Source organism: Microbacterium hydrothermale (genome assembly GCF_004854025.1).
GTDB classification, from domain to species: Bacteria; Actinomycetota; Actinomycetes; order Actinomycetales; family Microbacteriaceae; genus Microbacterium; species Microbacterium hydrothermale.
In genome coordinates this window covers 443,805-467,382 of record NZ_STGM01000001.1, presented here as the reverse complement: position 1 = coordinate 467,382, position 23,578 = coordinate 443,805, and the positions used below count along the sequence as shown (strand labels likewise).

Here is a 23,578-nt window from a genome sequence, read left to right as displayed (position 1 = left end):
TCGTGCCGCGTGAGGCGGGTGACGGGGGCCCGATGCACGGCGCGCACAAAGACACGCCGCATATCTGTGCCGATATCTCCATAAGCGCGCGCCCGATCCTTGGCAGGATGGGACGGTGATCATCGCCGTCTTCCCCGGACAGGGGTCGCAGACCCCCGGATTCCTCTCTCCGTGGCTCGAGCTCGACGGGGCGCGCGAGCGTCTCGCGGCCTTCTCCGATCAGGCGGGCGTCGACCTCGTCGCCGCCGGGACCGAGTGGGATGCCGACCGCATCCGCGACACCGCGGTCGCCCAGCCGCTCATCGTGGCGGCGTCGCTGCTGTCGTGGGCCGCCCTGAACGAGCGTGCCGGCGCACCCGTGGGCGGGGTCGCGGGACACTCCGTGGGCGAGATCGCCGCGCTGGCGGCATCCGGAGTCCTCGGCGACGACGACGCGCTGCGCCTGGTGGGACTGCGCGGCCGCGCGATGGCCGAGGCCGCCGCCGCCGTGCAGACGGGGATGAGCGCCGTCGTCGGTGGCGACGAGCAGGCCGTGCTCGAGCGCCTCGACGCCCTCGAGCTCACCCCGGCCAACTACAACGGCGGTGGGCAGATCGTCGCCGCCGGAGAGCTGCCCGCTCTCGCCGAGCTCGCGGCCGAGGCCCCGCGCGGGACGCGCGTCATCCCGCTGCAGGTCGCGGGCGCGTTCCACACGCGCTTCATGGAGCCCGCCGTCGAGAGCTTGCGCGCCGCCGCGGCCGACGTGGAGGCGACCGACCCGCGCCTGACGCTCTGGACCAACTCCGACGGCTCCGTCGTCGCCGACGGCCGCCGCGCCCTCGACCTCGTCGTCGCTCAGGTGGCATCGCCCGTGCGCTGGGACCGCTGCATGGCCTCGTTCGCCGAGCACGGCGTCACCGGCATCATCGAACTCTCGCCCGCCGGGGCCCTCACCGGGCTCGCCAAGCGCGCCCTGCGCGGCACCCCGACCGTGGCGGTCAAGACCCCCGACGACCTCGACGCGGCCGTCTCACTCCTGAAAGAAGACCAGGCATGAGCACCCCCACCCTCCGCCAGACCCAGGGCGCGGCGCACACCCGCATCTACGCCTACGGCGCCGCCCGCGGTGAGAACTTCGTCCCCAACGACGACCTCGTCGGCCCGATCGACTCGAGCGACGAGTGGATCCGCCAGCGCACCGGCATCGTCACGCGCGTGCGCGCGAACAAAGAGACGGATGCCATCGACCTGGCCTCCGAAGCCGCGCGCGAGGCCGTCGAGAAGTCCGGGGTCTCCCCCGCCGACATCGACGCCGTGATCGTCGCCACCATCAGCAACCCGAAGCAGACGCCCTCGGCGTCCGCGATCGTCGCCGACCGCATCGGCGCCAACCCCGCCGCGGCGTACGACGTCAACGCCGCGTGCGCCGGCTTCGCCTACGGCGTGGGACAGGCCGACGCCCTCGTGCGGGCGGGCCTGGCGACGCACGTCGTCGTGGTGGGCGCCGAGAAGCTCAGCGACATCGTCGACCCCACCGACCGCAGCATCTCGTTCCTCCTCGGCGACGGCGCGGGCGCCGTGGTCGTCGGTCCGAGCGACACCCCCGGCATCGGACCGACCGTCTGGGGCTCCGACGGGTCCAAGGCCGACGCCGTGGGCATGAACGCCACCCTCAACGAGTTCCGCGACGGCACGGCGCCGTGGCCCACCCTCCGTCAGGAGGGCCCGACGGTCTTCCGCTGGGCCGTGTGGGAGATGGTCAAGGTCGCGCGTCAGGCGATCGAGGCCGCCGGCATCGAGCCCGCCGACCTCGCGGCCTTCGTGCCCCACCAGGCGAACATGCGCATCATCGACGAGTTCGCCAAGCAGCTCGGCCTGCCCGAGACCGTGGTCATCGGCCGCGACATCGAGACCACGGGCAACACGTCCGCGGCATCCATCCCCCTCGCCACCCACCGCCTGCTCGAGGAGCACCCGGAGCTGAGCGGCGGACTCGCGCTGCAGATCGGCTTCGGCGCCGGACTCGTGTTCGGCGCGCAGGTGGTCGTGCTTCCCTGACGCGGCGACGCCGAACCCTAGACTGATCGGGGCCTGTCAGGCCCGCCCCCAAGAAACAGGAGACATCATGGCATTCACCAATGACGAGGTTCTCGCCGGCCTTGCCGAGCTCATCACCGACGAGACCGGGATCTCGGCCGACGAGGTCGCCCTCGAGAAGTCGTTCACCGATGACCTCGACATCGACTCCATCTCGATGATGACGATCGTCGTCAACGCCGAGGAGAAGTTCGGCGTCACCATCCCCGACGACGAGGTCAAGAACCTCAAGACCGTCGGCGACGCCGTGACGTTCATCACGTCGAACCAGTCCTGACACCTCCCGGTGGGGGCTCCGGCCCCCACCGGTCACGACCTGTCGTCCGCACCAAGGATTCCTCGCTCATGAGCACACCCCGCATCGTCGTCACCGGCATCGGAGCCACCTCGCCCATCGGCGGAACGGCGCCCGAGAGCTGGTCCGCCCTGCTCGCCGGCACCTCCGGCGCCCGTTCCCTCGAGCACGAGTGGGTCGAGCAGTACAACCTGCCCGTCACGTTCGCCGCCGAGGCGCTCGTGCGTCCCGAGACCGTGCTCGAGCGACCCGTCGCCAAGCGCCTCGACCCCTCCTCCCAGCTCGCGATGGTCGCGGCGAAGGAGGCCTGGGAGGACGCCGGCAGCCCCGACATCGACCCCGACCGCCTCGGCGTCGACTTCGCCACCGGGATCGGCGGCGTCTGGACGCTGCTCGACGCCTGGGACACCCTCCGCGAGAAGGGCCCGCGTCGCGTCATGCCGATGACGGTCCCCATGCTCATGCCCAACGCGGCGGCCGGCAATCTCTCCCTCCACTTCAACGCGCGCGCCTTCGCCCGCACGGTCGCCTCCGCGTGCGCGTCCAGCACCGAGTCGATCGTCAACGCGGTGCAGCACATCCGCGACGGCCTGGCCGACGTCGTGATCGCCGGCGGCACCGAGTCGGCGATCCACCCGATCACGATCGCCTCCTTCGCGTCGATGCAGGCGCTGTCCAAGCGCAACGACTCCCCCGAGACCGCCTCGCGCCCCGCGAGCATCGACCGTGACGGCTTCGTCATGGGCGAGGGGGCGGGCGTTCTGATCCTCGAGACCGAGGAGCACGCCAAGGCGCGCGGTGCCAAGATCTACGCCTCGATCGTGGGCGGCGGCGTCACCGCCGACTCGTACCACATCACCGCCAACGACCCCGAGGGTCAGGGTGCCGCCCGTGCGGTCCACCTGGCGCTGGAGATGGCCGGAGCGTCGGTCGACGACGTCACGCACATCAACGCGCACGCGACCTCGACCCCGGTCGGCGACCCGAACGAATACAAGGCGCTGCGCGCGGTGTTCGGCGACCGCGTCGACGAGATCCCGGTCTCGGCGACGAAGGCCTCCACCGGTCACCTTCTCGGCGGCACGGGCGCCCTCGAGGCGATCTTCACCGTCCTCGCGCTGCAGAACCGCGTGGCTCCGCCCACGATCAACCTCACCGAGCAGGATCCCGAGGTCCCTTTCGCCCTCTCCGGCTCGCCCGTCGAGCTCGGGGCCGGCGACCAGCTCGCGATCAGCAACTCGTTCGGCTTCGGCGGGCACAACGCCGTCGTCGCGATCGCGTCGGTCTGATCCGACGAGAACGCCCCCTGGCATCCCTCCGACTGCGATCGGGGATGCCATGGGGCGTTCTCTTTCGTCCGAGCGGGGATACGCGGTCCCGGCGCCGGGTGCGGACACCGGCCTCCGGTAGTGGCGCCTCCCCGCCCGGCGGTCTCAGCCGACCTTGTGGAGCCAGACGATCTGCTGATCGTCGCCCGCGTGACGGAACGGTTCGAGCTCCTCGTCCCACGCCGAACCGAGGGCGACGTCGAGTTCGCGCTGCAGTTCGAAGGGATCGCCCGCGGCGACCTCCATCGCGTACCGCACGCGGTCCTCGCCGATGACGACGTTGCCCGACGCGTCGGTCTGCGCGTAGTGGATGCCGAGCCCCGGCGTGTGCATCCAGCGACCGCCGTCGCTGCGAGGGGTGGGATCCTCGCTCACCTCGAAGCGCAGGTGCTCCCAGCCGCGGATGGCGCTCGCGAGGGCCGCACCGGAGCCGACGGGACCCTCCCAGTAGAACTCCGCGCGACGGCTGCCCATCAGCACGGGCTGGTCGGCCCAGTCGAAGTTGACGGCACGGCCGAGAGCGCGTCCCACCGCCCACTCCAGGTGGGGGCACAACGCGCGGGGCGCGGAGTGGATCAGGATCACTCCGCGCGAAGACGTGATCGCCATGGTCTCTCCTTCGTCAGGTACGTCTTCCCCTACGACCTGTGATGGAGCACGGCGGCTGTTCGGTTGTCCCGGCAATTATCGCCCGCGCATAACGAAATCACAACACTGTGATTCCGCCGACAGTGCGGCTCAGCCGAACCAGAGCGCCCAGTACAGCGCGAAGTTGCGGTTCCCGTACGCCGAACACGCGTCGCCGGCGCCCCAGCGGGCGGCCAGAGCGGCCGGATTGGGCTGATAGGGGGTGTAGTTGTACAGCGCGGCGGTGGCCTCGTTCGCGATCGTCACGTCGCTCCCCCCGCAGGCGGGGTCGGGCGAATAGGCGATGTAGTGCGTGCCGGGTTGGCGCATGAAGTCCGAGGCGCTGTACGACTTCAGATCGGTCACGCCCTGGGCCACCTGCTCCGCGAAGCCCGCCACGCCCGCATCGCACGCGGCGTCGTCGGGGCACCGGGCGCCCATCGCGGCGCCCAGTTGCGCGGGACTCGGGGCGCGTGCGGTCCGACCCGCCACGAGGCTCTGCTCCTTCTGCAGGGTGACCAGGATGACCTTGGCCGAGATGCCGCACGCACGCTGTACCCGGTCGATCACCTCGGCGGCGGTCAGGCGTCCCCCGTCCCAGCCCTCGCAGATCGTGCGGCCCGTGGCATCCGAGACGATCGGTGCGCGGGCGGGGAGATCCACCTGCAGGTTGGCCAAGCACGTGTCCGAGGTGCACGCGCCGACTTGGTCGTCGAGGAACGCCTGGATCTGATCGGCGGTGAGGGCGTCGCCGTCGTAGAAGTCGTCGTCGGAGATGAGCGACCCCGCGTCGAACGCGGTCAGGTCGACCGCCTCGCGCCGTGTCTCGGCGTTCCAGGCGGCGTTCCACGCGCGCGTGAGGGTGATCAACGGCACGAGGGCCGCGACGATCAGGGCGACAAGGGTGGCGGCGGTGACGCCCGCGACGATCCGGCGGCGGCGGAGCACGCGGGCGCGGGCCGCGGAGGGGCGCCGCTTGCGAGTCTTGGCCACCACACGATCGTGCCGCACCGCGCTGACCGCGCGCTGCACGCGAGGGCGTGGGCGCGTCGGTCAGCGCGGTCGGCGACGGCTCAGCTGCCGGGCTGGGCCGGCGGGGTGGGGGCCGAACCGTCCGCGGGCGGCGTGGGCGCGGTGCCGTCGACCGGGGGCGCCGGCGGGGTGGGGGCACTGCCGTCGGTCGGCGGAGTGGGGGCCGAACCGTCCGCCGGCGGAGCCGGCGGAGCGGGCTTCTCCCCCTGGGCCTTCGGGCCTCCCGCACCGGGGCCCGCGGGACCGGCACCGCCGGGTCCGCACTCGGCGGGTCCCGCGCCTCCACCGGGCGCGGCCGGAGCGGTGCCGTCGGTCGGGGCGGGGCTCGGGACGGTCCCGGGCGTGGGGGCCGTGCCGTCGGCGGGTGCGCCGCTGGGCGTCGATCCGGGCGTCGGGGCGCTGCCGGGACCGGTCGAGCCTCCGTCGGCGCTCGGGGCCGAGGTCGCCGACGCGAGGGTCGCCCCTCCGCCGGTCTGCGCGGCCAGGGCGGCGCTTCCTCCGGTGAGGCCGGCGGCCACGATGACCGCACCCGCGATGAGGGCGGGCCGGCGCCAGCTGCGTCGGCGCGGCTCGGCGGTGTCGTCCAGACGCGGCAGCGGCTGCGTGGGGTTGTCGTCGTCGTTCATGATCTCCTCCTGTGCCGGTGGCGTTCACCGGCTCCTGAGACCAGACTTCGAGCCGGGACTGAAGCGAACCTGAAGCCGGTCGCCGACGGGCGAGCGCATACGCAAGCCATATCCCGCGTTCAGGGGGTGGCCCTAACGTCGTTCGGATGTCCGCTCCCGCCCGCGTGCTCGTCCTCGACGACGACGAGACGATCCGCGTGTCCGTCCAGACCGCGCTGCGCTCCGAGGGCTTCGTGACCGAGGCCGCTCCCGACGGGAGCGATCTGAGCGCCCGCCTCGAGCGGTTCCGCCCCGACCTCGTGATCCTGGACTGGATGATGCCCGGGCCCAGTGGCATCCGTCTGCTCCCCCTCGTGCGGGCGACGGGCGACATCCCGGTGATCATGCTGACGGCGCGCGACGAGGTCGACGACCGCCTGCGCGGCTTCGCCGAGGGCGCCGACGACTACGTCGTCAAACCCTTCACCATGGCGGAGCTCGTCGCGCGGGCCGGGGTGGTGCTGCGCCGGCGCGGGCGCCTTCCGCAGACCCTCGCGATCGGCGACCTCCTCGTCGACCCGGATGCCGCGACCGCCCACCGCGCGGGAGCGTCGCTGGATCTGACGGCCACCGAGTTCCGCCTGCTCCAGCTCTTCGCGGAGAGCCGCGGACGTACGCTGTCGAAGGCGCAGATCCTCACCCAGGTGTGGGGGTACGAGGACTACGACCCCAACCTCGTCGAGGTGCACCTCAGCGCCCTGCGCCGCAAGATGGAGCAGCACGGACCCCGGTTGATCCACACCGTCCGCGGCCTCGGATACCGGCTGAGCGTGACGCCGTGACCACCCCCGTGCTGAGGTCGGGCTCTCTGCGTCGGCGCACGATCGTGGCCGTCGTGGCGCTTGTCGCGCTGCTGCTCGTCGTGCTGGCCGTCGTGGTCGACGTGGCGCTCGGTGCGCGCCTGCGCGGGCAGATCGAGGACCGCCTGCGCGATCGCGCGGCCGCCACCGCGTCGCTCGTCGGCACGGTCGACGACGCCGACCTCGCCGAACGCCTCTCGGACCAGGGTCTCGCGGTGCGCATCGACGGCGCGGGGGGCGAGTCGATCGTCGCCGGACCGAGTCCCGAGCAGCTGCGCGAGGCCCCTCCGGGGCCGGGCGGCCCGGGTGCCGGCGGCCCCGGCGACCGATCCACGCCCCAGGCCGCCCCCTCGAGCAGCGTGCAGGTGGTGGCATCCGAGGTCTCGGGCGACGACCAACTGGTGACCCTGCGGTCGACCTTGAGCGACGGTTCGGTCCTGACCCTCACGGCCTCGGCTGTCGGCGTGGGCGAGACGCTCGCGCAGGTGCGGTGGATCATGGCGGTCGCATCGGTCGGCGTGCTCGTGCTCGCGGCGGGCGCCGTGACCCTGGTCGTCCGCCGCAGTCTGCGGCCGCTGGACCGCGTGTCGGAGGTGGCCCGGGCGATCGGCGCCGGCGAACGAGGGCGTCGGCTGCGTCCGACCCGCGCCGACACCGAGATCGGGCGCGTCGCGACGGCGCTCGACGACATGCTCGACGACGTCGTCGGTGCCGAGCAGACGGCCCGGGAGGCCGAGCAGCGGCTGCGGGCGTTCCTGTCGGACGCGGCGCACGAACTGCGCACACCGGTCGCCGGCATCCGGGCGGCCGCCGACACCCTCGTGCGGGCCGACCTCGACGGACCCGAGCGCGAGATGCTGGCCGCCCACGTCGCGCGCGAGGCCGGCCGTGCGTCGCGGCTCGTGGACGATCTTCTGATGATGGCGCGCGTGGACCGGGGGCTCGAGCTGCAGCGCGTCGAGGTCGACCTGCGCACGCTCGTCGACGCCGAGGCGCGTCGGGTGCCGCTCGTGCACCCCTCGGTGCGGCTGCGGAGGACGTCGCCGGAGGGGGCCGTGATGGCGCGCGTGGACGTCGACCGGCTCGCGCAGGTGGTGGCGAATCTCGTCGAGAACGCCGCGCGGGCCACGGGCGGAACCGGACATATCGACCTCGCGCTCGAAGTGCGCGCGCACCGCGCCGTCATCTCGGTGACCGACGACGGGCCGGGCGTCCCCGCCGCCGAGCGGGAGCGCATCTTCGACCGGCTCGTGCGCCTCGACGCCGCGCGGGCCTCGGCCGCGGGCGTCGGCCTGGGGCTGCCGATCGCCCGGGGCATCGCGCGCGCCCACGGCGGCGACGTGCGCTGCACGGCTGCCGGGGACCGGGGCGCGCGGTTCGAGGTCGACCTGCCCCTCGCGGCGGACTGAGCGGGGCGAGGCCCGCGCGGACGCCTCCCGGAGCGTCGGCGCCGCGGCATCCGTCTTCCCGCGAGCGGCGGGGATCAGGATGCCGCGAGCGCCCGCCGCGCGCGCGTGCGCGTGAGGACGCGGTGACCGTCAGGACGCGGTGCGCCCGACGGGACGACGGGCGGGGGCGGGCGGCGGAGCGATCCCCGCGGCCGTCAACGTGAGGCCGTCCGCGCCGCTGGCGTCGTGCATCATCTGGTCGATGAGCTCGCGATCGATCGCGGGCTCGCGTCCCCCGTAGAACTGCATGACGAGCGCGTTCGAGGCGTGGATCCACAGGCTGGCCTGGCGGACGCCCTCGTTGACGGGCAGCTGCAGCATGAATCCCTCGTTGCGACGCAGCTTGTTCATGACGACGATGCGCAGGTGGGCGAGGATGCGGTCGTCGATGTCGAACGATGCGCGGTCTCGGTAGATGAGTCTTCCCACGACGGGTCCTTTTCTGGCGCGCTGAAGCGTACCGGTAGAGCACGGGCGGGACCACGCCGGGAAGCGAGGCAATGCGGGGACCTTCAGTATTCCACTGTTCGGGGGTGTCGGCGGCATCCGACCGATATATCGGTAGCGGCCGCGGGGCTGCATCGTCGGCGGCTCTTGACACGCCGTTCGTCTGTGTTGCATGGTTACTTAGTCAAGTAGGTAACCAACAGACGGAGATCACATGATCGACGACGGCCGGGCTCTGTTCCTCCAGATCGCCGAGAGCGTGGAGGACCAGATCGTCGTCGGCTCCCTCCCCGAGGAGAGCCGCGCTCCCTCGACCAACGAATTGGCCGCGTTCCACCGCATCAACCCCGCCACGGCGGCGAAAGGAATCAGCATGCTCGTCGACAAGGGCGTCCTCTACAAACAGCGCGGGATCGGCATGTTCGTCTCCCCCGGGGCGCGCGCCCAGCTCCTCGGCGAGCGCCGCACCGCCTTCGCTGATCGCTTCGTCGACCCGCTCCTGGCCGAGGCCCGCACCCTGGGCCTGGGGGCCGACGACTTGACCGATCTCATCCGCGAGCGCGCCGCGATCGGCTCCGCCGCCGGTCTGACCGAGGGGACACTGCGATGACCGCCGTGATCGAGGTCTCGAACCTGACGAAGCGCTACCGCGACGCGGTCGCGGTGGACGACGTATCGTTCCGCGTCGAGAAGGACACCATCACGGGCCTTCTCGGACGCAACGGCGCGGGCAAGACCACCGTGATGTCGATCCTGACCGCGCAGAACATCGCGACCGCGGGATCGGTGCGCATCTTCGGCGAGGAGCCGTACGAGAACGCGCGCGTGCTGTCGCGCATGTGCTTCGTGCGCGAGAGTCAGAAGTACCCCGATGACGCGCAGCCCCGGCACGCGTTCGGGTCCGCGCGACTGTTCTTCCCGAACTGGGACCAGAACCTGGCGGAGCGCCTGATCGACGAGTTCCAGCTCCCGACCACGCGCGCCATCAAGAAGCTGTCGCGCGGGCAGCTGTCGGCGGTCGGCATCATCATCGGGCTCGCCTCCCGCGCGGAGATCACGTTCTTCGACGAGCCCTACCTCGGCCTCGACGCCGTGGCCCGGCAGATCTTCTACGACCGCCTACGGGAGGACTACACCGACCATCCGCGCACGGTGATCCTGTCGAGCCACCTGATCGACGAGGTCGCGAACCTGCTCGAGAAGGTCGTCGTCCTCGACCGCGGGCGCATCGTCATGGACGAGGAGACCGACGCGGTGCGCGATCGGGCCGTCACCCTCGTCGGCGACGTCGGCGCGGTCGACGCGTTCTGCGCCGATCGCGAGGTGCTGCACCGCGAGGGGCTCGGACGGGTGGCATCCGTCACCGTCGCCGGTCCGCTGTCGCAGTCCGACCGTCGCGCCCTCACCGCCTCGCGCGTCGAGATCGTCCCGGTCTCGCTGCAGGAGCTCGTCGTCCGAACCACCCGCCACGCCGCGCAGACCCGCGGCGAGCGCATCGAGGAAGGAGCGCTGCGATGAGCCGCACGCTGAACGTCGTCCGCATGCAGCTGATCAACCGGCAGACCTTCGTGTGGATCCCCCTGATCATCCTGTTCGGGAGCCTGGGCATCAGCCTCGCGCTGTACGGCATCATCCAGTCGGCCGGGGCGTCGGGGGTGAAGATCGGCGGGGGCGTGCAGGCTCCGCTGTGGTACTTCCTGGCGATCGGCGTGCAGGCCCTGACCCGCACGTTCCCGTTCTCGCAGGCGATGAGCGTCACGCGTCGCGAGTTCTGGAGCGGCACCCTGCTCACGGCGGTCGGCACGGCGGTGCTGCTGTCGGCGGTGTTCGTCGTGGGCGGCCTCGTCGAACAGGCGACGGGCGGCTACGGCATGAACGGGTGGTTCTTCTTCATGCCGTGGGTGTGGGACGCCGGCGCTCTGGCGGCCGGGGTGGTCTACTTCGCGATCGCGATGTCCTTCTTCGTCATCGGCTTCTGGGCGGCGACCGTCTACAAGCGCTTCGGCGCGACCGTGACGACGCTCACCCTCGTCGGGGTCGGTGTCGGGCTGGTGGTGATCGTCTGGCTCGTCACGGTGACCGGATCGTGGCCGACGGTGGTCGAGGCGGTGACGCGGGCCGGCGCGCTCGGACTCGCACTGGTGGGGCTCGTGCTCACGGCCGGGCTGGCGGCATCCGCTTTCCGCACCTTGCGCCACGCGATGCCCTGACGCGTGGATCGGTGCGGGGCCGCGTCGACCGACGGCGCGGCCCCGCACCGTGCGCGGCGACCGCGACTCCCGGCGGGATGGGGGCGAATCCCCAGGATGCCGTGACCTCGCGCCGCTAGCGTGGGAGGCGATCTGCGATCATCCGACCCACGAGAGAGAAAACCCGTGAGCCATCACCGCACCTCCACCGACCAGGAGGGCCGATCTTCGAGCCCCCTCTTCTCGAGAGGGGGTGAGATCTGATGCTGGCTGCGGCCCTGACGCTTCTGTTGGGGATCATCGTCACTCTGGCGATCATCGTCGCGTGCGGATTCTTCGTCGCGCAGGAGTTCGCCTACATGTCCGTCGACCGGGCGAAGCTGACCGCGCGGGCCGAGAAGGGCGACGCGCAGGCGAAGCGCGTCTTGGCGATCACCAAGCGCACCTCGTTCATGCTGTCGGGCGCGCAGCTGGGCATCACCGTGACCGGCCTGCTGATCGGTTACGTGGCCGAGCCGTTGATCGGCGAGTCGATCGGCACGCTGCTGGGCGGCGTCGGCGTGGACCCGGCCGTCTCGGTGCTGATCGGTACCGTGGGGGCCCTCCTGCTCGCCACGGTGGTCACGATGATCTTCGGCGAGCTGTACCCGAAGAACCTCGCGATCGCGAACCCCGAACCCCTCGCCCGCGCCCTCGCGGTGCCGACCCGCATCTACCTGCTGCTGTTCGGCTGGCTCATCACGGTCTTCGACGTCGCCGCCAACGCCCTGCTGCGTCTGCTGCGCATCGAACCCCTCGAAGACGTCGACGAGAGCGCCACGGCGCGCGACCTCGAGGCGATCATCGAGGAGTCGCGCCAGAGCGGCGATCTGCCCGACGATCTGTCGATGATCATCGACCGCATCCTGGACTTCCCCCAGCGCGACGTCGAGCACGCGATGGTCCCGCGCTCGCAGGTCGGTTCGGTCTCCCCCGACACCACCGTGGGCGAGGTGCGGGCCCTGATGGCGACGGGCCACACCCGCTACCCCGTGATCGGCGACGAGGACTCCCCCGTGGGCGTCGTCGAACTGATCGACATCCTGCGGGAGCAGCCGGCGGATGCCGCTCCCGTGTCCTCCGTCATGCGCGCTGCCGTCGTGATCCCGACGTCGATGCTGCTGCCGGTGGCGCTGGATCGCATGCGGCGCACCCGCAACGAGCTCGCGTGCGTCGTGGACGAGTACGGCAACTTCGACGGCATCCTGACCATCGAGGACCTGACCGAGGAGGTCATCGGCGAGCTCTCCGACGAGCACGACGCCGAGGTGGCCGAGGTGGCCGCCGTCGGCGACGACGCGTGGAGCGTGCCCGGCGACCTGCACCTCGACGAACTCGAGCGGCTCATCGGCTTCGACCTCGCCGACAGCGACGTGGAGACCGTCGCGGGGCTCGTCATCGAGACGCACGGCGATCTCCCGCCGGTCGGCGGAATCGTGCGCATCGACCTGCCCGAGCGGGCCTCCGAGACCGTGCAGGGGCTCGATTACGAGCGCTGGCTCGCCGTCGAGGTCGTCGAGGTCGACCGCCATGTGCCGTCGCAGCTGCGGGTGCAGGTGCATGAGCTGGACCGCGCGGCCCTCGACGAGGAGGTGACCCGATGAACGGCTGGACCGTCGCGCTGATCACCACGGCGCTCATCATCGCGAGCGCCTTCTTCGTCATCGTCGAGTTCGCCCTGCTGGCGGCTCGTCGCCACCGACTCGAGGAGGAGGCCGCCACCAGCGCCTCCGCCCGCGCGGCCCTGCGCGGAGTCAACGAGCTGACCGTCATGCTCGCCTTCGCGCAGTTGGGCATCACGGCCTGCACCTTCCTGCTCGGAGCGATCACCAAGCCGGCGATCGACTACGCCCTCGCCCCGATGTTCGAGGCGTGGGGCCTGCCCTACGTGCTCGCCGACATCATCGCGTTCATGCTCGCGCTGATCGTCGTCACGTTCCTGCATCTCGTGATCGGCGAGATGGCGCCGAAGTCGTGGGCGATCGCCCATCCCGAGACCGCGGCGAAGGCCACCGGCATCCTGGCCCGCGCCCTCACGTGGCCGCTGCGCCCGTTCCTGCTGTGGATCAACCACATCGCGAACCGCCTGGTGAAGGCGTCGGGCGTGGAGCCCGTCGACAAGGCCGCCGCCGGCGGGCAGGACGCCGACACCATCCGCGAACTCGTCGCGCACTCGCGTCAGGCCGGCACTCTCGAGAAGCAGTACTCCGAGCCCATCGCCCAGGCGATCGCCCTCGGCACGCTCACCGTGGGCGACATCGTCCGCACCGACCGCTCCCCCACCGCGGTGTCGGCGCAGGCGACGGTCGCCGACATCCAGCGGGTGGCCGCCTCGTCGACCCACCTGCGCATCCTCGTCGGCCAGGGAGCGTCGTCGCGGGTCGCGCACGTCCGCGACACGCTGGCCGTCGATCCGTCGACGCCGGCGATCGAGATCGCGCGCGAACCGCTGCTGCTGGAGCCCACGGCATCCGCCTACGACGCACTGGCGCGCATGCGCCGCGGGCGCGTGCAGCTGGCCACGGTGGTCGAGGGAGAGCGTCTCGTCGGGGTGGTGACCCTCGACGACCTGCTGCGCGAGATCCTGCCCGGACCGGGCGAGGGCGTCGAGGTGGCGGCGCGCTAGGGGGTTCGGGGCGGAGTCCTCCGCTCGGACGGCGGTTTCGCGCCCCGAGGTGAGGATGCCGCCCCGAACCGCTCGGCGAGGACGGTTGTCCGAGCGCTCGTGCCGGGCTGTCAAGCCGTCCGAAGGGCCGAAGAACGCGGCGTACCGTCGCTCGCGTTCACCCTCCCCCTTCCCGCAAGGACTGCCATGAGCAAGATCTGGTTCATCACCGGCGCATCCAAGGGCTTCGGCCGCGAGTGGGCTGAAGCCGCCCTCGAGCGCGGCGACAGCGTCGCCGGCACCGCCCGCAACCTCGACGACGTGCAGGCGCTCGTCGACGCCTACCCCGACACGTTCCTCCCGCTGCAGCTCGACGTGACCGACCACGCGGCCGACACCGCCGCCGTGAAGGCCGCGCACGAGAAGTTCGGCCGCCTCGACATCGTGGTCAACAACGCCGGGTTCGGACACTTCGGAATGGTCGAAGAGCTCGCCGAGGACGAGGTGCGCTCCCAGCTCGAGACCAACTTCTTCGGAGCGCTGTGGGTCACCCAGGCGGCTCTGCCGATCATGCGCGCGCAGGGATCGGGGCACATCATCCAGGTCTCCAGCATCGGCGGCATCAGCGCGTTCCCCTCGGTGGGCGTCTACCACGCGTCGAAGTGGGCGCTGGAGGGCCTGTCGCAGTCGCTCGCTCAGGAGGTCTCCGGTTTCGGCATCCACGTGACCCTCATCGAGCCCGGCGGATACTCGACCGATTGGTCGGGTCCCTCCGCGAAACGCAGTGACGAGATCGAGGCGTACGCCGAGGTGCGCGAGCAGGCGGCCAAGCGGCCGTCGGCCGCCGAGCCCGGTGACCCGGAAGCGACCCGCTCCGCGATCCTGAAGGTCGTGGATGCCGAGAATCCGCCGTTGCGCATCTTCTTCGGCAAGGCGCCCCTGGGCATCGCCGAGCGCGACTACGCGTCGCGGCTGCAGACGTGGCGCGAGTGGCAGCCGGTGTCGGAGGAGGCGCACGGCTCGTGAGCGAGATCCCGCCCGGGACCGGCGCGCTGCCGGCATCCCGGGCGGGCGGGACCGAGCAGGGCATTGCGGGGCGCGTCGCCTCACCGTCCGGTCGCGGTGCGATGATGAGTCGGTGAGCTCCGACATCGGTTTCCCCCCGCGCCGCAGTCGCGAGATCCTGCAGGCCTGGGTCGACGACTACCTCGCGGAGTCCGGCCTGAACGGAGCGCGCGTCGACGTCGTGCCGCAGGACGGCGAGGACGACCTCGACACCGGTCTGGTCATCATGCGGCCGAAGGACTCGCCCCTGACCGTGTACATGCAGCCGCGGGCGTTCGACGACCCGCTGTGGGAGCTCACGATCCCCGCGCGCGACGAGGATTCCACGCTCAGCGCCCTCGAACTGGGGGCCGTCGCGGCGGTGGTGCTCGACGCGGCGCGGCTGTGCACGTACCTGCAGTTCCGCTCGCTGGAGTGGGATCGCTCCTCGGGGCGTCGCTGACGCATCCTCCCCTTCCGGGACGTCTCCCGGCGCCGCGCAGGCCTTCGGCGGGAGCGCTCGACGACCACACGCCGTCTGCGCTTCATCGCAGGTACGCGTCCACGAGCAGCGGACCCCGGATGCCGCGGAACGCGTCGACCAGCCGGTCCCGTGCCGCACGATTCCAGGTCGTCACCCGGAGATCGTGGGGACCGAGGGGTTCGAGTTTCGCGGTGCGCAGCCGCACGACCTCCCATCCCGCGGCGCGCAGCGCGCGATCCTTGCGCCGGTCGGCCTGTTCCCGCCGTCCGACGTGCTCCAGCCCGTGTCGACCGATCGAGTCGTACTCGACGGCGATGCGCAGTTCGGGGAACACCAGGTCGGGCCAGACCTCGAGGTGCTCGAAGAAGGGTCGTGCGACGCGGACCGCGGTGCACTCGTCGCGCAGGTCCAGCCGTTCCCGCACATCGGCTCGCACGCGCGCCTCGATCGCGGAGGCGGGCTTCGGGGCGCACACGGAGACGAACGCCTCTCCCACCGCAACATCCGGTGTCTTCTCGCACAGCCGCAGGGCGGGTCGCGGGCGTCGGGCACGGAGGACCTCGTTGCCCGTGATCGCGGGCAGGGTGACGGCATCCCGCATCGGCAGCGCCACGGTGAGACGGGGGTTCGCCCTCTCGCTGCACTCGGGGCACCAGGCGCTGCGTCGGCGCTCGCGCCCCGGACGCAGGCGCTGCTCCCCCGGGGTCGCCGCGAACCGATGGCCCGCGTCGCACTGCCAGAGCAGCAGCACCTCCGCCGCGGGAGGCACCTGGCTCAGCGCGATACCGGCGTTGAGGTCGGGGTGGTACTGCCGCACGAGCGCGGGGAACGGCGCCCACGCCTCGCGGTACGTCCCCACCGGATAGGGCACGTCGAGCCCCTTCGACCACTGCCGGCGCGCCCACCAGGCCTGCACTCTCTCCGCCATGCGCCCGACCGTAGCGGCGGCCTCCGACATCGGTCGGCGCGGACGTGGACGCCCGAACCCGGGAGTGATCTCCGCCGTGCGACGGAGGTGGCACCGCGGCGACCCGCCTAGCGTCGAGGCATGACGATCTCCCCGCGCCGTTCCGTGCCGCTGTCGATGTGGTTGTGCACCGGCGCCGTCGTCGCGTTCGCCGCGATCGCGCTCTCCGACCTCGACGGGCTCGGGGGCGCAGGCGTCGCGACCCTCGGCCTCGCCCTGGTGATCACGGGTGGCGTGCGGCTCGGTGTCGAACTCGTGGGCGCCCGCGCGGCGGAGCAGCGCGAGGCCCACAAGGGCCCCGCGTCGGGGAGGAAGAGTAGGGCGGGTGGGACTTGAACCCACGATCGTCGGGTTATGAGCCCGCTGCCTTGACCAGCTTGGCCACCGCCCCCAGCGATGACGAGCCTAGCGGCATCCCGACCCCGATCTCGAAAGCGACCGGCCCCGACCGACGCCCCTGATCAGCTCCCCGTCGGTATCAGCCCACCGGCCTCAGCCGCGGCACCCAGCACCGGACCGTGCGGGCGTACGCGCGGTAGGCGTCGCCGAAGGTGCGCGACAGGTCGGCTTCCTCGTGCGGGCGTATCGCGTAGTTCCACACCAGGGAGCCCGCGAGCGCGTACGCCACGACCATCCACGACGACATCATCAGTCCCGCCCCCACGCCCTGCGCGATCCCGGCCATCGCCATGGGGTTGCGGACGAACCGGTAGGGACCGGCGATCACCAGCCGGTTCGGCATGGCCGAGGGCAGCGGGGTCCCGTCGCCTTTCACGGTGAGGGATGCCGCCGACCACAGCCCGAGGGCGCTCGCCGACAGCACCACGACGACGCCGGCGACCGCGACACCGACGGACGCGGGCAGCGACAGGCCCCACCGCGCTTCGAGGGCGCCGATGATCAGCGGGAAGACGACGAGGAAAAGGCCCCAGAACACGACGATCTGCCCCAGCGTGACGACGACGTGCACGAGAGGCGTCCGCCGCGGACGCGCGGGGCGGAAGGCGAACGGGCCCACCAGCAGCCACTCGGTCGGTATGCGACCGAGGGCCAGCAGGAACCACGCCCCCACCGCCGCCCCGCTCGCCGCGATCATGAGGATCACACCGACCCCCGCGAGGGCGGTGATCGTCGCGTACACCGCGAGCAGGGCGGTGACCACGATCGTCCACGCGGTCGCCACGCTCGCCGCGCCGATCGCCGCACGCCCGGGGAGCGCCGCGGCCAGACCCGAGGCGACGACGAACAGCGGGATGTCGACGGCGGCCACGGCGATCGGGTCGAGCGCTCCGAGCGTCGCCTCGCGCACGAGCGGCACGGTGAAGACCGCGACCCACCAGGCGGCACCCGCGACGGCCTGCGCGGCGAAGTACGCGCGGCCGATCGTCGCGGCGGCCGGTCCGCCCCCGAACGGGGAGCGGTGCGCGGTGGTCATCCCCGCGCCCGTCAGTGCACGCGCGGTTTCGCGGGTTTGCCGTCGGCGGCGATCTGCGGGTGGTGCTTGGTGAGCTGCACCACGCCCCACGTGGCGATCGCGCCCGCGATGACGAACCCGATGAGCGCCCACGCCGGAGCGGTCGAGGCCTCGCCGAGCACGAGCAGCCCGATCAGCACCGCGACGATCGGGTCGATGACCGTCAGGCCCGCGATGACCAGGTCGGGCGGGCCCACCGAATAGGCCGTCTGCACGAAGTACGCGCCGACCGCGACCGCGGCGAGGAGGGCCACCAGGCACAGCAGGGTGAGCCACTCGAAGTTCCCGGCCTGCGCGCGGCTGATGACGACCTTGGCGAGGGTCGCCACGAACCCGTAGATGACGCCCGCGGCCATGATGTAGAACAGCGCCTGCGCGCGGCGGCGCACGAGCACCCAGAACACGCCGAAGACGAGCACGACCACGGCCAGGATGCCGAGGATGATCAGCAGTTCGCGCTCGGTGATGACGTGCTCGGTGGCGAAGAACGCCGCGATCGTGACGAAGATGAAGATGCCGCCGACGCAGAGGGCGATCGCGAGCAGCGACTGGCGCGTCGGCTTGTGGCGCGAGACCCGCGCGTTGAGCACCGTCGTGATCACCAGCGCGATCGCGCCGAGGGGCTGCACCAGGATCAGCGGGGCGACCGACAGGGCCGAGAGCTGGCACACGATCGCCAGGCCGAGCATGAGCGTGCCCGCCACCCACGACGGACGCGTCAGCAGCGAGGTGAGCTGCTTGCGCGAGAGGCCCCCGGTGGTCTTGCCCGACAGGCGTTCGACCTTCTGCACGCCGCGGTGCTGGTACTGCGCCCCGAACGACATGAACACCGCTCCGAGCAGGGCCAGCGGGATGCCGAGGAGGATGCGCGGATCGCGGAAGACGCCGACGAGCTGATCGATTCCGTCGCTGAGGGCTGCATCGAGCGGAGTCACCCTCCGACGATAACCGCACGCCCGCTGGATAGGCTGGTGACGTGGCCGTACTCCCGATCCGCATCATGGGTGATCCCGTGCTGCACGCTCCCGCCGCCCGCGTCGACGAGATCACCGACGAGGTGCGTCAGCTCGTCGCCGACATGTTCGAGACGATGGACGCCGCTCCCGGCGTCGGTCTCGCGGCGCCCCAGGTGGGCGTCGGACTGCGCATCTTCACGTACACGTACGAAGACGACGAGGGGCAGCCGTGGCGCGGCGTCGTCATCAACCCCGAGCTGTGGATCCGTCCGCTCGAGCCCGGCTATCCCGATCCCGACGACGAGAGCGAGGGTTGCCTGTCGTTCCCCGGCGAGCGCTTCCCCCTGCGCCGGTCCGAGGCGGCCCTGCTGACCGGCACCGACCTCGACGGTCACGCCGTGCGCATCGAGGTCACGGGGTGGCGTGCGCGCATCCTTCAGCACGAGTTCGACCACCTCGACGGCATCCTGTACGTCGACCGACTCGACGACGAGGACGCCCGGGTCGTGGCGAAGATCGCGAAGAAGCGCAAGTGGGGCAAGCCGGGCGCGTCGTGGATGCCGGGCGTCGACGACATCGACGCCTGAGCGTCGTGGTCGCCGGGCCCGCCGGCATCCGGATGCTCAGGACTCGATGATGTTCGGGGCGAAACGGCAGTAGTAGTCGGTGATGGGGCCGTCGGACTCGCGGATGCCGACGCCGAAGGCCTCGTCGTTCACCACCCAGGAACCGAGCACCGGGTGGTTGCTCCCCCGGCTCCCGGGGTAGTCGGGCAGCTCGTGGTACTGCTGCCACACGCGCTCGCGACCTCGGCCCTCGCGTCGGTACTCCTGGCCGTTGGAGGCGACGCTCCCGTCGGCGCGGTGCACGCGGATGCCGTCCCCCTCGCGACCGAAGACGGGTTTGACGACGAAGTCGGTCATGCCGTTCGGACCGTCGGCGTAGGCGGGGAGGAGGTTCGGGTGACCGGGGAAGAGCCGCCACAGGGCGACGAGCAGCAGCTTGTTCGACAGGAACATCTTCCAGGCCGGCTCGTACCAGCGGCCGAACAGGCCGCGCCCCGCGATGAGGAGGGCCCCGAACTCCTGATCGCCCACGACGCGGTCCTCGCCCGAGACGAGGTCCTCCCACGGGTAGAGCTTGAAGAGGTTGCGGATCACGGGGTACTGCGTGCCGGGCTCGTCGCCGGGGAGCACGGCGACGCTGCGTGAGGAACCCCACGGCTCGGGCACGCCGACGAATTGCCGCGCGCCGTGGTGCCAGCCGATGTCCTTCATCTCGATGCCGGTGTGCTCCCACCCGGCCTCCGCGGCGAGGTCGCGCATGTAGGCGACGGTGTCCCAGTCCTCGCCGTAGGTGTCGGCGTCCGAGTGGGCGACGAAGAGCCGCCCGCCCTCCCCCTCGCTGAGGGAGCGGTGCAGCAGCGTCCGCCAGCGGTCGACGAGGGCCTCGTGCAGCCCGTTCCACTGGTCGGTGTCGGCGGGGAGCGCCCCGGTGCGGATCCGGTCCTGCAGCCAGAACCACTGGGTCACCGAGGCCTCGATGAGTCCCGTGGGGGTGTCGGCGTTGTACTCGAGCATCTTGGCCGGCGATCCGTCGCCGTCGTAGGCGAGATCGAAGCGCGCGTAGACGTCGGGCTCGTCCTGCTCGAGCGACCACTGCGCGAACTCGAACGCCCGCGGGTCGAGCCCGAGGGTGCCCATCTCGCCGCTCGCGAGATAGCGCGCGGCCTCGCGGCTCATGCGGTGCAGCTCTTCGGTCTCCTTCTCCAACCGCTCGACCTCGGGGAGCGTGAAGACGTAGGCGGCGGCGTCGTTCCAGTACTCCACCGCTGATCCGTCGTCGCGCAGCGTGCGCGAATAGATCAGTCCCGACTGCTTGATCGTGCGTTCCCAGTCGGGACGGGGATCGAGCTCGATGCGGCGCATCAGCCGCCGTGGCTTCCGTCGGACCCGGAGCCGCCGAAGCCGCCCCGCGACACGCTCGCCCCGTCGCTCGAGATCCCGCGCGCCGCCGTCTTGCCGGAGGGGAGCTCGTCGACACCGCCCGTCGTCGGCTGGCCCACCGCGGGGACCGTCCGCCCGCTCGAACCGATCGGGAGGTAGTACCAGTGCGCGCTGCCGCCGTGGTTGTTGCAGTCGTCGTCGGGCAGGCGCTTCTCGGTCGCGTTGTCGCGGCAGATCTGCGCGTAGTCCTCCGACACGTTCGCGCCCTGACCGCACCCGGTGAGGGTCGCGGCGAGCGCGGCGACGACGCCGACGGTGACGGTGCGCGACGCGCGACGGCGCGTGGGGGGATGCATCGGTGGTCTCCTCGGGATGCCGGGACGGCGGGGCCTCCGGTGATGCTCTCACACCGCTGCGACGCCCGGGGCACGCGCCGCCGCGCGAGGCGTCCCGCGGGTGTCGTAGGTGGACGCGCGCAGATCGCGATCGCGTCGTCGGGCGCTCACCACAGGCCGCGTGACGCCAGCTCGCCCCGCAGGATGGGGGTCAGCCGCTCGGCGTAGGCGGGGGTGATGTGGGTGTCGTCGTACCGCACGGGCGTCTGCCCCGCGAAGGCCGGGCAGGCGCCCTGCCAGCAGGTGAAGGGGAGGGCGCTGATCGCGGCGTCGCCGGTCGTCGCCGCCTGCGCCTCGGTCGCCGACTCCATCTGCGTCCACACGTCGTCGACGGCCGACAGGCAGGCTCCCGGCCCCGTGACGGGCGAGAAGCAGCGGCCGAGGTCGGCGCCGTGCGGCGGGGGTGCGAGGTACACGGTGCGTCCCGCCGGAACCCATCCGGCCACTTCGCGCGCGGTGGCGGATGCCAGGTCCGCGGCATCCAGATCCCGCCCGTCGACGGTGCGGGCCAGGGTGAACGCGTTCGAGACGACGAGGAGATCCGCGGGATCGGCGGCCACCATCGCCGCCACGGCGTCCTTCCGCGCGTCGCAGCCGGCCGTGACCGCGGGGTCGCGGCTCTCGATCAGCACGTCGGTGAAGCGGCATCCGTACATGCCGACGGTCGTGACCCGCCACGCGCCGCCGCTCTCTTCCGCGAGACGGGCGAAGGCCGGCGCGTAGGCCATCGCGCTGGAGTCCCCCACGAGGAAGAGGTGGTGGGAGGCGCCGGCGTCTCCCCAGGTGCAGCTCGACGCATCGGGGGTGCGATCGGGGGTGAAGCAATCGTGCGCCCGGTTCGTCGCCGACGAGTCGCGGATCGCGTCGTCGAGGGAGGGATGCAGCTCGGGCCACGCGTTCGCCGTCGTCGCGGCCGCGAGGTCGCTCTGCAGGTGCGTCAGGGCGTCGTCGTCCTGAGCGGCCACCGCGGCCGGTGGAGCCGCGACGAGGGGAACCCCCGGGAGGGTCGGCGCTCCGTAGGCGACGAAGACGGCGAGAACCGTCGCGCCGGCGCCGATCACCAGCGTCGCGAGGGCCATCGCCGCGCGCGGGGCGAAGCGCGCCCTCCAGGTCGACCAGGACTCGGGTCGGTCCGTTTGGAACGACGGGGACGTCTTAGCCGGACCGACGTCGAGGGAGGTGGTGTCTCCTCCTGGCGCGGAGGATGGTGCGGTCGCGGTCGGAGCGGTCTCGACGTGGGGGCCGTGGGAGGTCGCCGCCGTCGTGGCGGGGACGACGGCCGGGGTGCCCGGTCCCGGCGTCGTGGCGAGGCTACCCGGCTCGATCGCGGGGGTGGTCGGCCCGGACGTGAGGGGGCGCGCACCCGGGTAGTACCGCTGCCCGGGGACCCAGCCCGCCGGACGCGACGCCAGCATCCTCGGGCGCGGTGACGGTTCCGCCGCGCGTGCGTGCGTGTCCCCCGGGCGTGCGGACGCCGCCGTGGGGCCTGCGGGGGTCGCCGCGACGACGGCGGGTGCGGCACCGACCGGGCCGGCGGCCGGGGGTGCGGCATCCGCCCGTCCGGCGTGGCGCGGCCAGGGCATCCGGTGCAGGGGCTGCTCCACCCCGAGGAACGTCGCCACCGACAGCACGACGATCGCCAGAGCGGCGATGGCGAGAGCGCCCGGGCCCGGCGGCAGAAGGATGCCGGCGAAGACGATGACGGGCAGGTGCCAGAGGTAGAGCGAGTACGAGAGGTCGCCGATGACCACCGCGAGGGGGTTCGTCAGGACGAAGAGGGATCGGTGACGCGGATCGCCCCCGATGCCTCCGGCGATGACGAGCGCCGCGCCCGCGACGGGGAGGGCGGCCCACGGGGCGGGGAAGGCGGCATCCGGGTCGACGACCACGAACGCCGCGGCGATCACCGCGACGCCCAGCCAGGAGAACAGACCCCCGACGGCTCGGGGGAGGCGGGCGAGCGGAGCGGCACCGGCCGCGATGACGGCACCCACGGCGAGCTCTCCGACCCGCGTGAGAGTCGAGAAATACGCCAGGCTCGGATCGATCGGGGTGAGCATCCCGGCGGCGGCACCCGATGCGACGACGACCGTGAGAGCGAGCAGGGCGATCACCACGCGAGCCGAACGTCCGCGTCGAGCGATCGCCGGAAGGGTGGCGACGGCGAGGAGGATCAGCAGCGGCCAGGCCAGCGAGAACTGCTCCTCGACCGACAGCGACCAGAAGTGCTGCAACGGCGACACGTCGGTGGTCGCGAAGTAGTCGCGGCCCTCCCACCCGAACCTCCAGTTGGAGGCGAGCCCGAGCGCGGAGAGCGCATCGAGGAGCGTCCTCTCGGCGCGGGTCGTCGAGAACAGCACGGAGCCGAGCGCCACGACGCTGATCAGCACCAGCACCGCGGCCGGGAGGAGGCGCTTCACGCGCCGCGCGAAGAAGGCGGTCAGGCGCACGGTCCCCGCCTCGCGCAGGTCGCTCAACAGGATGCCGGTGACCAGGAACCCCGAGAGGACGAAGAACACGTCGACGCCGACGAAGCCGCCGCGCGGCCACCCGGTCAGGTGGGTGGAGACGACCGCGAGCACCGCCACGGCGCGGAGTCCCTGCAGGTCGCGGCGCCTGCCCGCGTGGCTCGTGGTCACGGAACGTCCTTCCCGGCCGTCGGGATCGACCGGAGAGAGCTTAGTGGAAGCGCTCCCACATCGTTCGTCCTCGGCAAGCACGTCTGTCCGGCTCGCGCAAGCCCGGAGTCCGATCACGCACC

General features: G+C 71.9%; 25 protein-coding genes and 1 tRNA gene. 15 read left to right on the top strand and 11 right to left on the bottom strand.

Annotated elements, in window-relative coordinates:
• The first annotated feature begins 115 nt into the window (after nucleotides 1-115).
• From FB047_RS02280 to FB047_RS02265, 4 genes are all read left to right on the top strand, one after another.
• Nucleotides 116-1,036 carry an ACP S-malonyltransferase gene (locus tag FB047_RS02280; protein WP_136585595.1) on the top strand — a complete coding sequence of 307 codons (921 nt, stop codon included), beginning with the start codon at nucleotides 116-118 and terminating at the stop codon, nucleotides 1,034-1,036.
• Nucleotides 1,033-2,037: a beta-ketoacyl-ACP synthase III gene (locus FB047_RS02275; RefSeq protein WP_136585594.1), complete on the top strand. Its 1,005-nt coding sequence runs from the start codon at nucleotides 1,033-1,035 to the stop codon at nucleotides 2,035-2,037. The genes FB047_RS02280 and FB047_RS02275 overlap by 4 nt, the downstream gene beginning before the upstream one ends.
• 67 nt (nucleotides 2,038-2,104) lie before the next feature.
• Entirely contained in the window at nucleotides 2,105-2,353 is a 249-nt protein-coding gene (locus FB047_RS02270; RefSeq protein ID WP_022880558.1) for an acyl carrier protein, read from the top strand.
• A 68-nt stretch (nucleotides 2,354-2,421) separates the two neighbouring features.
• Nucleotides 2,422-3,660: a beta-ketoacyl-[acyl-carrier-protein] synthase family protein gene (locus tag FB047_RS02265; RefSeq protein WP_136585593.1), complete on the top strand. Its 1,239-nt coding sequence runs from the start codon at nucleotides 2,422-2,424 to the stop codon at nucleotides 3,658-3,660.
• A gap of 144 nt (nucleotides 3,661-3,804) precedes the next feature.
• On the opposite strand, the gene FB047_RS02260 is transcribed toward FB047_RS02265, so the two are convergent.
• From FB047_RS02260 to FB047_RS02250, 3 genes are all read right to left on the bottom strand, one after another.
• Nucleotides 3,805-4,308, bottom strand: a complete 504-nt coding sequence (locus FB047_RS02260) for a DUF3145 domain-containing protein (protein WP_076675660.1) — start codon at nucleotides 4,306-4,308, stop codon at nucleotides 3,805-3,807.
• Nucleotides 4,309-4,437: 129 nt separating this feature from the next.
• The gene (locus FB047_RS02255; RefSeq protein WP_136585592.1) at nucleotides 4,438-5,319 is read right to left on the bottom strand and encodes a hemagglutinin; all 882 of its coding nucleotides are present in this window, start codon (nucleotides 5,317-5,319) and stop codon (nucleotides 4,438-4,440) included.
• Between the two features lie 80 nt (nucleotides 5,320-5,399).
• Nucleotides 5,400-5,984 carry a hypothetical protein gene (locus tag FB047_RS02250; RefSeq protein ID WP_136585591.1) on the bottom strand — a complete coding sequence of 195 codons (585 nt, stop codon included), beginning with the start codon at nucleotides 5,982-5,984 and terminating at the stop codon, nucleotides 5,400-5,402.
• Nucleotides 5,985-6,130: 146 nt separating this feature from the next.
• On the opposite strand from FB047_RS02250, the gene FB047_RS02245 reads away from it, so the two are divergent.
• Together FB047_RS02245 and FB047_RS02240 are read left to right on the top strand one after the other, a co-directional pair.
• Entirely contained in the window at nucleotides 6,131-6,805 is a 675-nt protein-coding gene (locus FB047_RS02245) for a response regulator transcription factor (RefSeq protein WP_136585590.1), read from the top strand.
• The gene (locus FB047_RS02240) at nucleotides 6,802-8,232 is read left to right on the top strand and encodes a sensor histidine kinase (protein WP_136585589.1); all 1,431 of its coding nucleotides are present in this window, start codon (nucleotides 6,802-6,804) and stop codon (nucleotides 8,230-8,232) included. Before FB047_RS02245 ends, FB047_RS02240 begins: the two co-directional genes overlap by 4 nt.
• A gap of 129 nt (nucleotides 8,233-8,361) precedes the next feature.
• On the opposite strand, the gene FB047_RS02235 is transcribed toward FB047_RS02240, so the two are convergent.
• A complete protein-coding gene (locus FB047_RS02235; RefSeq protein WP_205822589.1) occupies nucleotides 8,362-8,700 on the bottom strand; it encodes a DUF7882 family protein in 339 nt (112 codons plus the stop codon).
• Nucleotides 8,701-8,932: 232 nt separating this feature from the next.
• Between FB047_RS02235 and FB047_RS02230 the strand changes: the two genes are divergently transcribed.
• From FB047_RS02230 to FB047_RS02200, 7 genes are all read left to right on the top strand, one after another.
• Nucleotides 8,933-9,328 carry a GntR family transcriptional regulator gene (locus FB047_RS02230; protein WP_136585588.1) on the top strand — a complete coding sequence of 132 codons (396 nt, stop codon included), beginning with the start codon at nucleotides 8,933-8,935 and terminating at the stop codon, nucleotides 9,326-9,328.
• Complete coding sequence (locus tag FB047_RS02225; RefSeq protein ID WP_136585587.1) at nucleotides 9,325-10,236, top strand: ABC transporter ATP-binding protein; 912 nt, start codon at nucleotides 9,325-9,327, stop codon at nucleotides 10,234-10,236. The genes FB047_RS02230 and FB047_RS02225 overlap by 4 nt, the downstream gene beginning before the upstream one ends.
• On the top strand, nucleotides 10,233-10,928 hold the full coding sequence (locus tag FB047_RS02220) for a hypothetical protein (protein WP_136585586.1): 696 nt from the start codon (nucleotides 10,233-10,235) through the stop codon (nucleotides 10,926-10,928). The genes FB047_RS02225 and FB047_RS02220 overlap by 4 nt, the downstream gene beginning before the upstream one ends.
• A gap of 242 nt (nucleotides 10,929-11,170) precedes the next feature.
• Nucleotides 11,171-12,550 (top strand): hemolysin family protein, encoded by a 1,380-nt coding sequence (locus FB047_RS02215; protein WP_136585585.1) that lies wholly within the window; start codon nucleotides 11,171-11,173, stop codon nucleotides 12,548-12,550.
• Entirely contained in the window at nucleotides 12,547-13,572 is a 1,026-nt protein-coding gene (locus FB047_RS02210; protein ID WP_136585584.1) for a CNNM domain-containing protein, read from the top strand. Before FB047_RS02215 ends, FB047_RS02210 begins: the two co-directional genes overlap by 4 nt.
• A 186-nt stretch (nucleotides 13,573-13,758) precedes the next feature.
• Entirely contained in the window at nucleotides 13,759-14,577 is an 819-nt protein-coding gene (locus FB047_RS02205) for an SDR family oxidoreductase (RefSeq protein WP_136585583.1), read from the top strand.
• Nucleotides 14,578-14,689: 112 nt separating this feature from the next.
• A complete protein-coding gene (locus tag FB047_RS02200; RefSeq protein ID WP_136585582.1) occupies nucleotides 14,690-15,058 on the top strand; it encodes a hypothetical protein in 369 nt (122 codons plus the stop codon).
• A gap of 82 nt (nucleotides 15,059-15,140) precedes the next feature.
• Here the strand turns inward: FB047_RS02200 and FB047_RS02195 are convergent, their stop codons facing one another.
• The gene (locus FB047_RS02195; protein WP_136585581.1) at nucleotides 15,141-16,007 is read right to left on the bottom strand and encodes a zinc-ribbon domain-containing protein; all 867 of its coding nucleotides are present in this window, start codon (nucleotides 16,005-16,007) and stop codon (nucleotides 15,141-15,143) included.
• A 120-nt stretch (nucleotides 16,008-16,127) separates the two neighbouring features.
• On the opposite strand from FB047_RS02195, the gene FB047_RS02190 reads away from it, so the two are divergent.
• Complete coding sequence (locus FB047_RS02190) at nucleotides 16,128-16,382, top strand: hypothetical protein (protein WP_136585580.1); 255 nt, start codon at nucleotides 16,128-16,130, stop codon at nucleotides 16,380-16,382.
• Here FB047_RS02190 and FB047_RS02185 read toward each other — a convergent pair.
• The 3 genes from FB047_RS02185 to FB047_RS02175 all read right to left on the bottom strand — a co-directional run bounded on the left by FB047_RS02185 (nucleotide 16,364) and on the right by FB047_RS02175 (nucleotide 18,455).
• Nucleotides 16,364-16,437 (bottom strand) — tRNA-Ile (locus FB047_RS02185). The two genes, FB047_RS02190 and FB047_RS02185, sit on opposite strands and share 19 nt — an antisense overlap.
• An 87-nt stretch (nucleotides 16,438-16,524) precedes the next feature.
• Entirely contained in the window at nucleotides 16,525-17,481 is a 957-nt protein-coding gene (locus FB047_RS02180) for a methyltransferase family protein (protein WP_136585579.1), read from the bottom strand.
• Nucleotides 17,482-17,492: 11 nt separating this feature from the next.
• Nucleotides 17,493-18,455, bottom strand: coding sequence for a DMT family transporter (locus tag FB047_RS02175; RefSeq protein ID WP_205822587.1), 963 nt, complete (start codon nucleotides 18,453-18,455; stop codon nucleotides 17,493-17,495).
• Nucleotides 18,456-18,496: 41 nt separating this feature from the next.
• Between FB047_RS02175 and def the strand changes: the two genes are divergently transcribed.
• Complete coding sequence (gene def, locus FB047_RS02170; protein ID WP_136585578.1) at nucleotides 18,497-19,063, top strand: peptide deformylase; 567 nt, start codon at nucleotides 18,497-18,499, stop codon at nucleotides 19,061-19,063.
• A 36-nt stretch (nucleotides 19,064-19,099) separates the two neighbouring features.
• Here the strand turns inward: def and FB047_RS02165 are convergent, their stop codons facing one another.
• From FB047_RS02165 to FB047_RS02155, 3 genes are all read right to left on the bottom strand, one after another.
• On the bottom strand, nucleotides 19,100-20,404 hold the full coding sequence (locus tag FB047_RS02165; RefSeq protein WP_136585577.1) for a glutathionylspermidine synthase family protein: 1,305 nt from the start codon (nucleotides 20,402-20,404) through the stop codon (nucleotides 19,100-19,102).
• Nucleotides 20,404-20,778, bottom strand: coding sequence for a tRNA-dihydrouridine synthase (locus FB047_RS02160; protein WP_136585576.1), 375 nt, complete (start codon nucleotides 20,776-20,778; stop codon nucleotides 20,404-20,406). The genes FB047_RS02165 and FB047_RS02160 overlap by 1 nt, the downstream gene beginning before the upstream one ends.
• Before the next feature lie 146 nt (nucleotides 20,779-20,924).
• Entirely contained in the window at nucleotides 20,925-23,456 is a 2,532-nt protein-coding gene (locus FB047_RS02155; protein ID WP_240752499.1) for an acyltransferase family protein, read from the bottom strand.
• Nucleotides 23,457-23,578: the final 122 nt, after the last annotated feature.